This is a genomic window from Acinetobacter sp. BIGb0102 (assembly GCF_003815055.1).
Classification (GTDB): domain Bacteria; phylum Pseudomonadota; class Gammaproteobacteria; order Pseudomonadales; family Moraxellaceae; genus Acinetobacter; species Acinetobacter vivianii.
This window is the reverse complement of sequence record NZ_RKQE01000012.1, coordinates 100,422-116,248: the sequence shown is the minus strand read 5'-3', so window position 1 is coordinate 116,248 and position 15,827 is coordinate 100,422. Positions and strand designations below refer to the sequence as shown.

The window sequence follows — 15,827 nt, the reverse complement described above, 5'->3', positions numbered from 1 at the left end:
CTAGAAATTAATTTAACAGTTATACGACTAAAATATTAGCTCTCTATTTAACCATTAGAATAATAGTGAATAAAATGATATCCCCCCAATAAAGCAGAATATCATTTCAATTAAAACTTAAAAGTATAAGTCGACAAAATTCGATTTTCTACAAAATCAGTTCCTGGATTATTCCCTGCACCATATTTAATATCAGCACGAATATGTCGCCATTCAAACCCAAGACCCTTGAGTTTTCCTTCAGGTACGGTGTAATTGATAATGACATTTTTCTCGGTTTCTTTATTGTCCTCAAAACCTTCCCGATAAATTTCACTACCATTCAGATAACGTAAAGTCAGTTTTAGCCCGGGTACGCCATGATCCTTAAAGTCATAACTATATAAGATATGCCACGTCAATTCTTTTGCTTTGTAAAAAGCAACAGCAGACCAACTCTGTAAATAGGCTTGAGGAACGTAACCATTTAACAGTGGAATATTGTCCTCTCCCATATGCTTTTGCAGACCTGTCACAATGGTATGTGGCCCATTCTGGACACTGGCTTGCAAGCCAATCGATTGAGTATCAATATCACCAAAGTAAGCATCGCCATCCTCTTTATAATTAAAATAGCGCGCATCAACTTTTAACTTGCTGTTTTTAACCTGCTCTGTATAGGCAGCATTGACATAATGTTGTTGGTAAATATCTTCAAGCTGGCCAAACCAGTAAGCCCCAGATAAATTCGGCGTGAAATTATAATCTAGACCTAGAAAATTGAGTCCATCACTTCTTTTCGCTGGATCTGTCGAGTTACCTAATGTGAATTTTCTATACTCATCATCATCGCGTGCATTGACGTGGGTAAAACGCCCCGCAGATATTTTTAGATTCTTCACATCTTTATTTTCTAACATTGCCCCCGCATAGGTCGTAACCAGTTGTCGTGAGTCATCAATAAATAAAACAGGTGTTTTAGGAAAAAGCTCCCCCACTTTCAGCTCTGTATTTTGATATTTTAGTTTTAAGGTCGCGCCGAGCTTTAAGTAATCACGTTCTTGGCGTCGCTCATGCTGATCATATTTAAACACCGTATCTAGCCGTTCATCATAGCGGTCATTTAAACGCAGCGCATATTGAAAGCCTAAATCCAAACCGACTTGTATCGGTGTGTCGGTATAACCTGATACGAAACGTCCTGATACACCTTGTGACCAGCTGCCTAAGTCTTGATTGGTACCTTCAAAATCCCGCTCGACATAGAAATTACGTAAATAAATACTCTTTTCACTATCTTCCAAGAAATCAGCATAAGCAGCATTGACATTGAGACAGCCAAAAAGAGTATATAAAGCAACGCGCTGCGCTTTATACAGCGTATTCAGTTTTAACATGGGAAATCCTTTCCTGAGTATTTAAAATTCTTGTTACTGCAAGTAAAGTCTTGCTACTTGCCTTGTTATTTAGACCAAACTTCCATTTCCTTTAAATATCCGAAATCCAATAGAATATATTTAAAGAAAAGTCTAAGCTGCATTTATTATTTGAATAATTAATGTAATTTTCCATAGATATTGAAGTATATAGTTATACCTTTTAAGTCTAGTTTTATATACTAACCAGCCTATAAGCATCAAAAAAGCGGTCCTTATGACCGCTCCTGATTAATTGATTTTTTGAGATTACATCAATCACCATCAAGTTGTATCGGAATCCCTTCTTCTTCAAATACCTGTTTAATACATTCCAGAATCTGAGGAAGATACGGACTTTGATCCATATTACGTACCGCCAGTGAAATCGGAGTGTATGCCTCCAAATCCAGAATAGGAATATAGACCAGATTTTTCATGCCAATGTCACTGGCACTCTCAGGAATAAGACAAATACCCTCACCTGAGGAAACCAAACCTAAAGCCATATGAATTTCACGAACCTCAACCATATCTTTAGGTACCAGTCCCAAATCCGTAAAAATCGACTGAATCAGAGTTGAAAAGTTTGGCTTTTGCGTGGCTGGATAAGAAAAAATAGGCTCATCAATGATCTGGGATAGATAAATGCCCTGATCGATGAAACGGGTTAAATGGTGATTTTTATGAATCGCCAATTTGAGTTTTTCTTTGCGCAATAAAATCCGTTTAATCGCAGGATCACTAATTCGTAATCGCCCAAATCCCAAATCGATTTTGCCCAGTTTTAATGCTTCAATCTGGTCTTTAGTGCCATGTTCAATCAACTCGACCTGAATCTCGGGATGATTTTGGCGGAATAAATAAATCACCTGTGGCAACAGCGCATACAGTAAAGAACTGACATAGCCAATACGGACAATCTTATTGACCGTACTAATGCGTTTTGCCATAGAGGCTGCTTGGGCGGTATGCGTCAAAATCTGTACCGCATGCTGATAAAAGAACTGACCTGCTTCTGTCGTTTTCACAGGTCGCGAACCACGTTCAAATAACAAAATACCCAGTTCTTCTTCCAGTTTCTGAATCTGCCGACTTAAAGGCGGCTGCGCAATACATAACTTTTCCGCCGCTTTGGTAATGCTCTGTTCCTCTACCACCGTCACGAAATAACGAAGATGTCTTAATTCCATTTAATATACCTTTTAAGTATCTAAAAATACCAAATTCAGCCTAGTTCTAAATATTACATTAATTTAGGGTATGTAAATAGGCAAAGATTGAAGAAATACCAAAGATGTATAAATCCATAGAAACCTTACTTGTCGAGATTCCAACCATCCGTCCACATAAGATGGCGGTTGCAACCATGCAAACCCAAACCTTAGTACTGATTAAAATCACGACAGCAGATGGTTTTATTGGTTGGGGTGAAGCGACGACCATTGGTGGTTTGGGTTATGGGGAAGAAAGTCCTGAAAGTGTCAAAACCAATATTGAGCAGTACTTTTCGCCATTGTTAAAAACGCTGGATGGTTTTAATGTGGCTCAAACCCTAAAAATTATTCAGCAAAATATCAATGGTAACCGTTTTGCCAAATGCGCCATCCAGACAGCCTTGCTGGATATTCAGGCACAACGTTTAGGTCTGCCACTGAGTGAAGTCCTCGGTGGACGCTTACGCGATAGCGTGCCTGTACTTTGGGTACTTGCATCTGGCAATACCGAAAAAGATATTGCTGAAGCACAAAAAATGGTTGAGCTAAAACGCCATAATATTTTCAAATTAAAAATTGGTTCACGTCCAGTGGAACAAGATGTAGAACATGTTCTGGCCATTAAAAAGGCATTAGGTAAGGATGTTTCAATCCGTGTTGATGTCAATCGTGCCTGGTCTGAACTGAATGCGATTAAAGGGATTCAAATGCTTCAGGATGGCGGTGTTGATCTGATTGAGCAACCGTGTGCAATTCATAATATTGATGCCATGCAACGTCTGACCCGTAAGTTTGATATTGCCATTATGGCCGATGAATCGTTAACAGGGCCGCAAAGTGCTTATTGTCTGGCAAAGACGAATGCAGCCTCAGTGTTTGCGGTAAAAATTGCCCAATCTGGCGGTCTGATCGAAGCCTGCGACGTTGCAAAAGTCGCCAATCTGGCGGGGATCGACCTCTATGGCGGCACCATGCTTGAAGGGCCTGTTGGCACCATTGCATCTGCACATGCCTTCTCTACCTTTAGCAATTTAGCCGCTGGCACGGAACTGTTTGGCCCACTGCTACTCACGGAAGAAATTTTAAAAACACCACTTCAATATGGCAATTTTGAACTCAAGATTCCAACAGGTCCTGGCCTCGGCATTGAACTGGATCAAGACAAAATCGACAACCTGCGTCGTCAATAATTCAAGGAGTTGACATGCTTTTCCAAGTACGAATGGATGTAAAGATCCCCCTCGATATGCCAGCTGAAAAAGCCAATGAAATTAAAGCCGTGGAAAAGGCTTATTCACAAGACTTACAGCGTCAAGGTAAATGGCGTCATATCTGGCGCATCACGGGACAATACTCAAACATCAGTATTTTTGATGTGGAAAGTAATGAGGAATTACACACTATTTTGCAGGGACTGCCTTTATATCCCTACATGAATATTGAAGTGATGGCTTTAAATCGCCATCCCTCTGCCATTCGTGAAGATGATAGCTAAACGCGTATAGCAGGCAGAGTTAAAACAGAATTTGAACAAGGAATGTGGCGAGCCAAGGAACCAGCAAAAATAGCCAGTTCGCTAGCCACCAAAAATTATCATACTTCAGGAGAATATGTATGAACCGTCAAGAAATCGATGCACTGGTTAAAAAAATGAATGTGGATACCGCGACAGGTGAAGTCAATCCACGTGTACAACAAATTGTAGTTCGTCTGCTCGGTGATCTTTTTCAGGCGATCGAAGATCTGGACATCTCGCAAAGTGAACTGTGGAAAGGTCTTGAGTATTTTACCGATGCCGGTCAGGCCAATGAACTTGGTTTACTGGCTGCGGGCTTAGGTTTAGAACATTACCTTGATTTACGTGCCGATGAAGCAGATGCCAAAGCAGGCATTACGGGTGGCACACCACGTACCATTGAAGGCCCTCTTTATGTCGCAGGTGCACCTGAATCTGTTGGTTTTGCCCGTATGGATGATGGCTCTGAATCAGACAAAGTGGATACCTTATTTATTGAAGGCACAGTGACAGATCCTGAAGGCAATATTATCGAAGGCGCTAAAGTCGAAGTGTGGCATGCCAATAGCTTAGGTAACTATTCATTCTTTGATAAATCGCAGTCAGACTTCAATTTACGCCGTACTATTCTTTCTGATGCCAATGGTCACTATGTCGCACAAACCACCATGCCTGTAGGCTATGGTTGCCCACCAGAAGGTACTACGCAAGCGGTACTGAACCTATTAGGTCGTCATGGTAACCGCCCTTCTCACGTCCATTATTTTGTCTCTGCGCCGGGCTATCGCAAATTAACCACGCAATTCAATATTGAAGGCGATCAATACCTTTGGGATGACTTCGCATTCGCAACGCGTGAAGGTCTTATCGCAACTGCTGTGGATGTAACAGATGAAGCAGAAATCGCTCGTCGTGGCCTTAACAAGCCATTCAAGCACATTACTTTCAATGTCGAATTGGTTAAAGAACATGCAGGTGCGCCAAGTTCAGAAGTTGAACGTCGTCGCGTTGGTGCTTAATCCCCTAAAAATGACTGTGAGCTATTCATTAGCTCACGGTTTTTAAATTTCTATGCATCGCGTGTGATGAAAACAGGCATGTATAGAAATTTAAAAACATGTATCAAAGGTTGGCCTTATGATTGATAAAAGTAAGCTCTCATTGACCGAGGCACTGTCACAGATCAAGGATGGAGCAACCATCATGATTGGTGGCTTCGGCACCGCAGGACAACCCGCTGAACTGATTGATGGACTGATCGAACTCGGAATCAAGGATCTGGTCATCGTCAATAACAATGCTGGTAACGGTGATTATGGTTTGGCCAAACTGCTTAAAACAGGTGCGGTACGTAAAATCATTTGTTCCTTCCCGCGTCAGTCTGATTCATGGGTCTTCGATGAACTGTATCGTGCAGGCAAGATAGAGCTGGAACTGGTGCCACAAGGCAATCTGGCGTGTCGTATTCAGGCTGCTGGCATGGGCTTAGGTGCGGTATTTACCCCAACAGGTTTCGGTACGCTTTTGGCTGAAGGCAAGGAAACCCGCCATATTGATGGTAAAGACTACGTGCTTGAATACCCAATCAAAGCAGACTTTGCCTTGATCAAAGCACACAAAGGCGATCGCTGGGGCAATCTGGTTTATAACAAATCAGCCCGTAACTTTGGCCCGATCATGGCGATGGCAGCCGATGTCACCATTGCGCAGGTTTCTGAACTGGCTGAACTCAGTCAGCTTGATCCTGAACACATTATTACCCCTGGGATTTTTGTACAGCATGTGGTTGCAGTTGATGCGACGACTGGCGTAGGAGCATAAACATGAGCTATCAAAAATTAAGCCGTGACCAGATTGCTGAACGTGTCGCACAAGATATTCCAGATGGCGCTTATGTCAATCTCGGCATCGGCCTTCCAACCAAGATTTCAAACTATCTTCCAGCAGACAAAGATGTATTCCTGCATTCGGAAAATGGCCTACTGGCATTCGGGCCGCCACCAGCCACAGGTGAAGAAGACCCCGAACTCATCAATGCAGGTAAGGAATACGTCACCATGCTGACTGGCGGCAGCTTTTTCCATCATGGGGATTCCTTTGCCATGATGCGTGGCGGACATTTAGATATTGCAGTGCTTGGTGCTTTCCAAGTGGCAGCCAATGGTGATTTAGCTAACTGGCATACTGGAGCCGCGGATGCCATTCCTGCCGTGGGTGGTGCGATGGATCTGGCGGTAGGGGCCAAGAAAGTGTTTATCACCACTGATCACACCACCAAACAAGGTGAACCGAAGATTGTTGAAGCGCTTTCATATCCAGCAACAGGGTTGAAATGTGTCGATCGAATTTATACCGATCTGTGTGTGATTGATGTGACCCAAGAAGGTTTAAAAGTGATTGAGAAAGTGGATGGTCTGAGCTTTGAGGAGTTACAGGCGTTGACGGGTGCTCAGTTGATTGATGCGACTTAAGGATAATGTTTACACAGCCAGTCATTACGGGTTAAAGCAAAGACTTTTTGTATAGGCAATGCCTTACTTTTTAAGGATAAAAAGTAACAAAAATCCTTTGTTGGACTGATGGTACATCCTGAGCAATTTCAAAGCAATGCTTTGAAAGCAGCGCAAGACAGTCCAACGGGCGGCATCCATGCCGCCATCGCGAAACATTGAATAGTAAGGTTTAAATGTAGCTTCGGCTTACGAAGATTTAGACTTTTCACCTAATTTACTATCGTGATTGGCGACAGGGATGTCGCCCGTTACTCAGCACAACAAGGAAGTTGTGTCTGAGTAACAAAGGGTTTTGTCACTTTTGCCCTGTCAAAAGTGACAAAACCCTTTGTTACTTTTGACAGGGCAAAAGTGAGGCATTGCCTACGCAAAGGAAGAAAGACTAAACCCGTAATTTGTGGCAGTGATCACAACAGATTTAGAAATGGAAATGTAAGAATATGAAAAATGCTTATATCATCGATGCCATCCGTACTCCATTCGGTCGTTATGCCGGTGGTCTTGCACCAGTCCGTGCAGATGACTTGGGAGCTATTCCACTTCAAGCCTTGATGCAACGCAACCCAAGTGTCGATTGGCAACAAGTGGATGATGTGATCTATGGCTGTGCCAATCAGGCAGGTGAAGATAACCGTAATGTTGGACGTATGTCAGCATTATTGGCAGGCTTACCTTATCAAGTGCCTGCAACCACCGTTAACCGTTTATGTGGTTCATCACTGGATGCCATTGCCATGGCTGCCCGTGCCATTAAAGCCAATGAAGCTGACCTGATTATTGCGGGTGGTGTGGAAAGCATGAGCCGTGCGCCTTATGTAATGGGCAAATCTGACAGTGCCTTTGGTCGCAGCCAAAAGATTGAAGACACCACCATGGGATGGCGTTTTATCAATCCAAAGCTCAAAGAAATGTATGGCGTGGACACCATGCCGCAAACTGCGGAAAACGTGGCGGAACAGTTCAATATTAACCGTGCTGATCAAGATCAGTTTGCTTTAAACAGCCAGCAACGTACTGCAACCGCACAAGCTAAAGGCTTCTTTACCCGTGAAATCATCCCTGTGACCATTCCACAGCGTAAGGGTGATGTCATTGTGGTAGATACTGATGAGCATCCACGTGCATCAACAACTTTAGAAGCTTTAACCAAACTCAAAGGTGTGGTGAAAGCCGAAGGCACTGTAACCGCAGGTAATGCCTCTGGAATTAATGATGGTGCTGCTGCGGTGTTGATTGCTTCGGATGAAGCGGTGGAAAAGTATCAACTCAAACCTCGTGCCAAAATCATTGCAGCCACCACAGTGGGTGTTGAACCTCGCATTATGGGTTTTGCACCTGCACCTGCGATCAAGAAACTACTTAAACAAGCCAATCTCTCTTTAGCGCAGATGGATGTGATTGAGTTAAACGAGGCTTTTGCCGCACAAGCTTTGGCGGTCACCCGTGATTTAGGTTTGGCAGATGACGATGCCCGCATCAATCCAAATGGTGGTGCAATTGCCCTAGGTCATCCATTGGGTGCTTCAGGTGCGCGTCTGGTGACCACAGCTTTAAACCAGCTTGAACAGATCAAGGGACAATATGCCTTATGTTCGATATGTATCGGTGTCGGTCAAGGCATTGCATTGATTATTCAACGTGTTGATTAAAATAAAGGAAGAGTAATGTCAGTTTTTCAGTCCGCCGATGCACAAATCAATTATCAAACTTTTGGAGATCCCAACTCCCCTGCATTGGTATTTTCCAATTCTTTGGGGACCAACTACGGGATGTGGCAACAGCAGTTCAATTATTTTAAAGAACACTTTTATGTGATTTGTTATGACACACGTGGTCATGGTGCATCTTCAACACCACAAGGTCCTTATACCCTGCAACAACTGGGTGAAGATGTCATTCATTTACTGGATCATTTAAAGATCGAAAAAGCTCATTTCTGTGGTATTTCCATGGGAGGAATAACAGGCCAATGGCTTGCGATTCATTATCCACATCGATTTAGTCATGTGATCATTGCCAATACTGCGGCAAAAATTGGTCAGGAACAAGCATGGCTGGATCGTGCAAAATTAGTTAGAGAACAAGGCTTACAACCCATCGCAGCGACTGCCGCATCTCGATGGTTTACAGATCCCTTTATCCAAAGCCAAACGGCGATTGTCAATAACTTGTGTAACGACTTAAGTGCTGGCAGCGCAATGGGTTATGCCAATTGTTGTGAGGCTTTGGCTAAGGCGGATGTTCGTGATCAACTCAAAGCGATCCCTATTCCTGTTTTAATTATTGCTGGAACACAAGACCCTGTCACTACGGTTGCAGATGGGCAATTTATGCAACAGCAGATTCCAGATGCCCAGTTAGTAGAAATCAATGCCTCGCATATTTCGAATATTGAACAGGTCGATGCATTCAATCAGGCAGTGTTCGACTTTATTACTACAACTTAATTAAAACAAAGCGCTGCTTCATAAGCAGCGCAAGATCGTAGCACTAAAATCACGCTCTATCTGAATAAGCTTTGCCATAGAAATATATTTATTTAAATCAATAGTAAGCCATTATTTTTTGACCGATGTGCCTTGGTCGCTGCATAAGGATCATGCAATGCATAACAACAACTCACAACATCATACAGTTTCAGCATCTTCATTTTTCTCTTCAAATCTGAAACGAGCTTGGCTAATTACGGCACTTTTAGTGCTATTTCAGATGATTAATTTTGCAGATAAAGCTGTTTTAGGGCTTGTTGCCGAACCCGTCATGGCTGAATTAGGGCTCACGGCGACCCAGTTTGGTTTTATTGGCAGTGCCTTTTTCTTTTTATTCGCAATCTCGGGTATCGCCGTTGGCTTTATTGCAGAAAAAGTTCAAACCCGCTGGTTACTTCTAATCATGGGCTTCAGTTGGGCATTGTTACAGTTCCCTATGCTATTCGGTGGTGGTTTAACAACCTTATTGATCACACGAATTGTACTCGGTGCAGCAGAAGGCCCTGCTTCATCCATTTCATTAACCCATGTACAAGGTTGGTTTGAACCTAGTGCCCGTGGTTTTCCAAGTAGCCTTGTCGCTTCAGGAACCATGCTTGGGCCAATTATTGCGGCACCTATTTTGGCCTATATCATTGCGCATCCAGATTGGGGCTGGCGTTGGGCCTTTGGCTTTCTGGGTATTATCGGCATCATCTGGAGTCTTTTATGGCGTTGTATCTGTAAAGAAGGCCCTTATAGTCATTTTCATCAAGCCCAAAATTCAGCGGCTTCCTCTATGACAGAAAGCAAAGAAGCTGAGACCAGTCGCCAAAGCATCATAGATTTTGTGGATCAATTAAAACCCGTCCCGATTTTCAAAGTCTTTTTTTCTCAAATGTTTATTGCGGCCTTCCTCGCTGGCTTGGGCTGCTTCTGGTCTTTAGGATTTTTAACCACTTGGGCAGTTAAATATATTGCATCCACTCATCAATTCTCGCCTGAAATGATTGCCTTTATTTCCAGCTTTCCGTGGATTTTAGGCGCCCTCACCTTGGCACTTGCTGGCTATATTTCAAAAGTACTTCTACAAAAAGGACAAAGTGTTCATATTGCTTTTGGTGTTGTTTTTGGCTTACTACTTCTATGTTCGGGTGCTGCCTTTTATTTGCTCCCCTTTTCAACGGGAAGTCTCAATCTGATCCTGATCACGGTTGCAGCAGGATTTTCCATGTGTTTTCCACTGGCGACCATGACCGTCAGTTATAGTGTTTGCCCACAGCAACGTGCCGCAGTCATGGCAACACTCGTAGCAACCGCTTCTATAGGCGGAATCATTTCCCCAACCATGATTGGATATTTAATGGATCATGCAGGTTATATCAACCCAGGCAAAGGCGTTCCACTCAGTCCACAGATGTTAGAAAATTTAACGATAGGCATGAATCAGGGATTTAGCTCTATTGGCTTGTATCTGGTTGTGGTGGGGATTTTCAATATCGTATTGCTGAATCCAGATCGGTTAGCTAAAAAATTGATGTGTTAATGTTCTGGCCAAAATAACAATTCGAACCAGAAAAACATACTAAACAGGACATTTTTAGTTGTACTTTTTTGCAGAAACCTATGCTAGCTCTAGCTTCCATGCAAACGATAAATAATTATCATTAACGTTTAATTCCTGTCACATATTATTCTGCTTGAGTTTAACTAGCACCAGACCATACGTGTTTATTTGATCGATGCTAACAGGACATAAATCTAGATTTAACAGGAATCGATCATGTTGTTATCCTCCTCCAAAGCCAGTAGCAGAAAAATAATGAATATCTCCAAGCTGACCATGGCCATCATGTTGTGTCATGCAACCACATCAGCACAGGCTAAGGAACATAGCGCTCAAACCGATCAGGCAATTTCAGAGACTGCCACATCAATTCTGCCAACCATTAAAGTATTTGCGGATTCTTCTGCATCACTACTGTACGCAGGCGGGCAAATCGCTCGTCATGGACAAGTTGGAATTTTGGGCAATAAAGACTACATGGAAACCCCTTATAGTCAGGTAAGTTATAGCTCAGATACCATTCGTCATCAGCAAGCACTGAGTGTTGCTGAAACATTAACCACAGCGGATGCATCGGTGCGTACAACGACAGGCAGTACTAATCGTTATGATGCGCTCACCATTCGAGGCTTCCGGATTGAAAATGATGATATGGCCTTAAATGGATTATTTGGCCTCGTCCCAGCTTATCGGGTTGGCGTCGACCCAGTTGAACGTATTGATCTGATTCGTGGTGCTAGTGCTTTTTTATATGGCATGTCGCCTTCTGGTAGCATTGGTGGAAATGTCAACGTCGTCACAAAGCGGGCCGATAAACAACCGCTTAGCCAAATTACAACTGAATATACGTCAGATCAACGTTTTGGCGTACATACTGATCTCGGACAGCGTTTTGGTGAAAATCAAGAGTTAGGACTAAGACTAAACAGCGCTTACCGTGATGGCAACACAAGCATTGATCATCAAAACGCTAGAAACAGTTCACATTCTTTAGCCATTGATTATCAGGCTGATCGCTTCAATCTTTCTGCAGATATCATTTATCAAAAAGATATGATGAGCCGAGCGGTACGCGGCCTGACGCCAATTGCGGGCATTCGTATTCCCAAAGCACCCGATCCACAAACCAATCTATCTGCTTTATCTGATTATTCTAATGCGGATAGCTTAACGTTTTTGACTCGTACCGAATATCAGCTTCCCAATGATGTCATGGTTTACGGTACGATTGGTCATAATCATTTTGAATATGACAAACAAGAAGCCCCAGGCTTAACCATTTTAAACCATGCGGGTGATGCACGTTCAACTTCAATTTTACAGCATGGTCACAATACGTCTCTCTCTGCCGAGGTAGGCACCCGTGCTAAATTAGCAACAGGACCTGTTCAGCATCAACTGGTTTTAGCAGCCAATACCTTGCGCCAAAAAGGCTGGTTTGGGCAAACCCAATACGGAGATTACCTCACCAATATATATCATCCGTCTTATCCAGAAAGTCTGGGTGAACCCATTTCTATAACACCAGAAAGAAAAAGTAATGAAACTATTTTAAAAAGTGTTGTTTTGGCAGACACTTTGTCCTCCGCGCAAGAGCAGTTGCAGTTCACAGTTGGTCTGCGCCACCAGCAAGTTGAAAGCAGTAATTTTTCAGAAAATGGTGAGAAAACCAACCCTTATCATGAAAGTGCAACGACTCCTTCATTTGCTTTGGTATATAAGCCCTTAGAGCAATTTTCTTTGTACGCCAACTATATTGAAGCACTCACAGCAGGTGCAAAACCACCAGCCGATGCTGCAAACGCTAAACAGGTCTTTGCTCCATATAAATCCAAACAATATGAGATTGGAACTAAATTTGATCTTGGCACTTTTGGTGGCACGCTTGCGCTTTTTCAGATCCGTATGCCAACTGGTATTATTGATCCAGAAACCAATATTTTTAGTCTGGCAGGTGAACAGCAAAATCGGGGGATCGAGTTAAATAGTTTTGGGAATATCACCCCTTCGCTGCATTTTCTGGGTGGCGTTACCTTTATGGATGGAAAATTAAGTCGGACACAAAATGGGGAGCATGACGATAACCATGCCATCGCAGCGCCACAATTCCTTGCCAATTTAGGACTGGAATGGGATACGTCTTTTCTGCCTCAGCTGACTTTAACAGGGCGCATGATTCATAGTGCCAAAGCTTATGTGAGTGCGGATAATACCCAGTCTGTTCCAGACTGGACACGTTTTGATGTGGGTGCACGCTATTCGACCCAGTTTGGTCGTATTCCTGTTACTCTTCAAGCCAACTTGAATAATGTCTTCAATCAGGCTTATTGGGAAGCCAATCCAAGCAGCTATATGACGATCAGTACACCAAGAACTTTATTACTATCGAGTACTTTTAATTTTTAAAACGACTTAGCATTTTAAAGTCTTGTCTCTACAAGACTTTTTTATTTTAAATTACATATAAATATTCAAGCCTATTCATTAAATGTCATACAACGCTTATTAAAGTATAAAGATATACCCATAAGGTAATGGAAAATTACATAGATAAATCATCATAATTTTATTCAATGAACAAGGTATGTTCAGCAGTGTATTTCACTCCCTTCAACAGAAGATTTTCAAGTCATGTCTTTGAAACGATAACGACAATAAGGATACTTAAAATTGATCAATCATAGCCCCCACTATAACCCTACTTTGCTTAAAAATGGTGTTTTAGCGTTAGCTTGTACTTTGCTGGTAGGATGTAATTCATCTTCAAGTGTAGAAACTCCCCCTCTCTCAAAACAGATCACCATTAAAAGAGATAGTTTTGGTACGCCCCATGTCTATGCAAAAGATAGTTATGGGCTTTTTTACGGTTATGGCTATGCCATCGCAACTGATCGTTTATTTCAGATGGAAATATCAAAACGTACAGGTTTAGGCACGGTCGCTGAAGTATTGGGTCCCGATTATGTGCAATATGATATTGCGACCCATAGTCGCTTTAACCCTGAAAATATCAGACAACAAATTGCGCGACTCTCTCCTGAAGATCGTGCAATTTTTGAGGGTTATGCGGCAGGTTTCAATAAACGCGTCAAAGAAGTTTTAGCCAATCCAGCACTCATGCCAAAAGAATTTGTTGATTATGGCTTTAAACCCTCAAGCTGGGAAACAGAAGACATAGCAATGGTTTGGGTCGGTCTCATTCTCAATCGCTTCTTTTCAGCAAGTTCAGAAGTTTCCAACTTAGACTTGCTCACCCAACTACAAAAAGAAAAAGGTCAAGCTGAGGGGCTTAAAGTCTATCAACAATTACGCTGGCTAGATGATCCAAAAGCACCAACAATTATTCAGTCTGAACAAGCCCCACAATTTTCAGCACGACAGCAAACTATCCCGAAAAAGGTTTTGCCTATCTCCAATCAGGCAGCAGAAAAATATTTGGCACAAGCACGTATTGCGCTGGGTAAAAGCGTGATTGATGGTGTTCCAACAGCCAGCAATGCTTGGGTAGTAAAGGGAGATAAGACCATTGAGGGTCAGACTGTTTTATATAATGGCCCTCAACAAGGCTGGTATACCCCTGCGATTACCTATGCAATTGGACTACACGGCGCTGGCTATGACCTAACAGGTATTACCCCTGTCGGTTTACCTGCAATTTTATTTGGCACCAATGGCAAAATCGCATGGGGTTCTACGGTAGGCTCACTCGATACTAACGATGTTTACCAACTCACTCTAAATCCAAATAATTCAAAAGAATATTTATACAAAGGCGCTTATATTCCATTTGAGTACAAGCAAGTAAAAATAAAAGTGAAGAATCAGGCCGACCATATTTTAGATGTTTATAAGAGCAAACAAGGCTTTGTCAGCACATGGGATGAAAAAAATCACACCGCCTATGCTCAAAAACGTAGCTGGGAAGGTGTAGAAATTGAAACCTTATTAGGCTGGGCCAATGCAGCCAAGGCCACCAACTGGAATGAGTTTCTTGCCCAAGCCAAACGTGTCGCAGCCTCTATTACTTGGTTCTATGCCGATACCAAGAATAATATCGGGGTCGCTGCGTTGGGACGTTTACCGATTCGCCCTGAAAACCAGCATATTCAACTTCCTGCACTTGGCGATGGTTCAATGGAATGGCAGGGTTTTTACGATTTCTCGCATAATCCTAAACAATATAATCCTGAAAAAGGTTATATCAGTAGTTGGAATAATAAAGCATATGCAGGTTTACGTTCTGACTCATCGAATTTCTCTTATGTTGATCGTGTCAATGAACTGATCGAACCTTTGGAAAGCAAACCAAAGTTAAGCCAGCAAGAGATTTGGGATATCAATAAAATAGGTGCTTGGTCGGATCTAAATGCGCGCTATTTTATCCCCTCTATGATCAAAGCCGCACAAAGTGACAAAGCCTCAACACAGGCTAAAAAAGTCGCACCGCTATTGGCAGAATGGGATCTAAAATTACGCCCAGATCGTGAAGGGAAATATTATCAGGGTGCAGCGCCAGCGATTATGCGTGCATGGCTGAATCAGATGATTGTCTTGGTGTTAAAACCTAACTTATCAGAAAGTATTTATCAGCGTTATACCGATACGCTTTATCCAGTCAATAATGATCCGCGTAGTGCCCAGCCAGCCAGCGCCTCAAAATTAATCTGGAATGCATTGCAAGGAAAACAGGCAAGCGTTGCTCAGAATGTTGATTTCTTAAAAGGACAAACAGCAGATGAGGTTGTCTTAAAAGCTTTAGAAAATGCGCTGACTGAACTTTCAAAACAGCATCACTCTACTGATCCGAATGACTGGAAAATTCCAGTGGCAACCATGGGCTTTTCCAGCAAAAATTCAGTCGGTATTCCATGGGCTGATCCATCACATGAACAACAGCTCAGTACTTATGGAAATACGGGAAGTGCTACGTTTAGAGTGGTGTTAAATCCAAATCAGGTCACCATGTGTTCGATTTTAGCCCCAGGACAAAGTGGCTTTATCAATCAAAATGGAAAAACTGATACCCATTTTGCAGATCAGCTGCCTTTATTTGAAAGTTATAAATGTAAAGATGATGCAGTGAGTCAAAAGGAAATCGACCAAGCAACTCAACAAAGCATCACTTTAAACTACTAACGTTTTAGTCCAATTT

General features: G+C 42.5%; 12 protein-coding genes. 10 read left to right on the top strand and 2 right to left on the bottom strand.

The features are described 5' to 3' along the window. Nucleotides 1-110: 110 nt before the first annotated feature. A complete protein-coding gene (locus EC846_RS09440; protein WP_123775006.1) occupies nucleotides 111-1,376 on the bottom strand; it encodes an OprD family outer membrane porin in 1,266 nt (421 codons plus the stop codon). A gap of 293 nt (nucleotides 1,377-1,669) precedes the next feature. Then, complete coding sequence (catM, locus tag EC846_RS09435; RefSeq protein ID WP_005229202.1) at nucleotides 1,670-2,587, bottom strand: cis,cis-muconate-binding transcription regulator CatM; 918 nt, start codon at nucleotides 2,585-2,587, stop codon at nucleotides 1,670-1,672. A 104-nt stretch (nucleotides 2,588-2,691) separates the two neighbouring features. Here catM and EC846_RS09430 point away from each other — a divergent pair, with 104 nt between their 5' ends. From EC846_RS09430 to EC846_RS09385, 10 genes are all read left to right on the top strand, one after another. Further along, nucleotides 2,692-3,801, top strand: a complete 1,110-nt coding sequence (locus EC846_RS09430) for a muconate/chloromuconate family cycloisomerase (RefSeq protein WP_004771122.1) — start codon at nucleotides 2,692-2,694, stop codon at nucleotides 3,799-3,801. A gap of 14 nt (nucleotides 3,802-3,815) precedes the next feature. Then, nucleotides 3,816-4,106 (top strand): muconolactone Delta-isomerase, encoded by a 291-nt coding sequence (gene catC, locus EC846_RS09425; protein ID WP_004771121.1) that lies wholly within the window; start codon nucleotides 3,816-3,818, stop codon nucleotides 4,104-4,106. 119 nt (nucleotides 4,107-4,225) lie between these two features. Further along, complete coding sequence (gene catA / locus EC846_RS09420; protein WP_004771120.1) at nucleotides 4,226-5,146, top strand: catechol 1,2-dioxygenase; 921 nt, start codon at nucleotides 4,226-4,228, stop codon at nucleotides 5,144-5,146. A 118-nt stretch (nucleotides 5,147-5,264) separates the two neighbouring features. After that, on the top strand, nucleotides 5,265-5,948 hold the full coding sequence (locus EC846_RS09415) for a 3-oxoacid CoA-transferase subunit A (protein WP_123775005.1): 684 nt from the start codon (nucleotides 5,265-5,267) through the stop codon (nucleotides 5,946-5,948). A 2-nt stretch (nucleotides 5,949-5,950) separates the two neighbouring features. After that, the gene (locus EC846_RS09410) at nucleotides 5,951-6,598 is read left to right on the top strand and encodes a 3-oxoacid CoA-transferase subunit B (protein ID WP_123775004.1); all 648 of its coding nucleotides are present in this window, start codon (nucleotides 5,951-5,953) and stop codon (nucleotides 6,596-6,598) included. 482 nt (nucleotides 6,599-7,080) lie between these two features. Further along, nucleotides 7,081-8,289: a 3-oxoadipyl-CoA thiolase gene (gene pcaF, locus EC846_RS09405; RefSeq protein ID WP_123775003.1), complete on the top strand. Its 1,209-nt coding sequence runs from the start codon at nucleotides 7,081-7,083 to the stop codon at nucleotides 8,287-8,289. Nucleotides 8,290-8,304: 15 nt separating this feature from the next. Continuing rightward, a complete protein-coding gene (gene pcaD / locus EC846_RS09400; RefSeq protein WP_123775002.1) occupies nucleotides 8,305-9,087 on the top strand; it encodes a 3-oxoadipate enol-lactonase in 783 nt (260 codons plus the stop codon). A gap of 157 nt (nucleotides 9,088-9,244) precedes the next feature. Beyond that, complete coding sequence (locus tag EC846_RS09395) at nucleotides 9,245-10,654, top strand: MFS transporter (protein ID WP_123775001.1); 1,410 nt, start codon at nucleotides 9,245-9,247, stop codon at nucleotides 10,652-10,654. Nucleotides 10,655-10,930: 276 nt separating this feature from the next. Then, nucleotides 10,931-13,081, top strand: a complete 2,151-nt coding sequence (locus EC846_RS09390; protein WP_228200675.1) for a TonB-dependent receptor — start codon at nucleotides 10,931-10,933, stop codon at nucleotides 13,079-13,081. Between the two features lie 264 nt (nucleotides 13,082-13,345). After that, entirely contained in the window at nucleotides 13,346-15,811 is a 2,466-nt protein-coding gene (locus tag EC846_RS09385) for a penicillin acylase family protein (protein ID WP_123774999.1), read from the top strand. Nucleotides 15,812-15,827 lie beyond the last annotated feature (16 nt).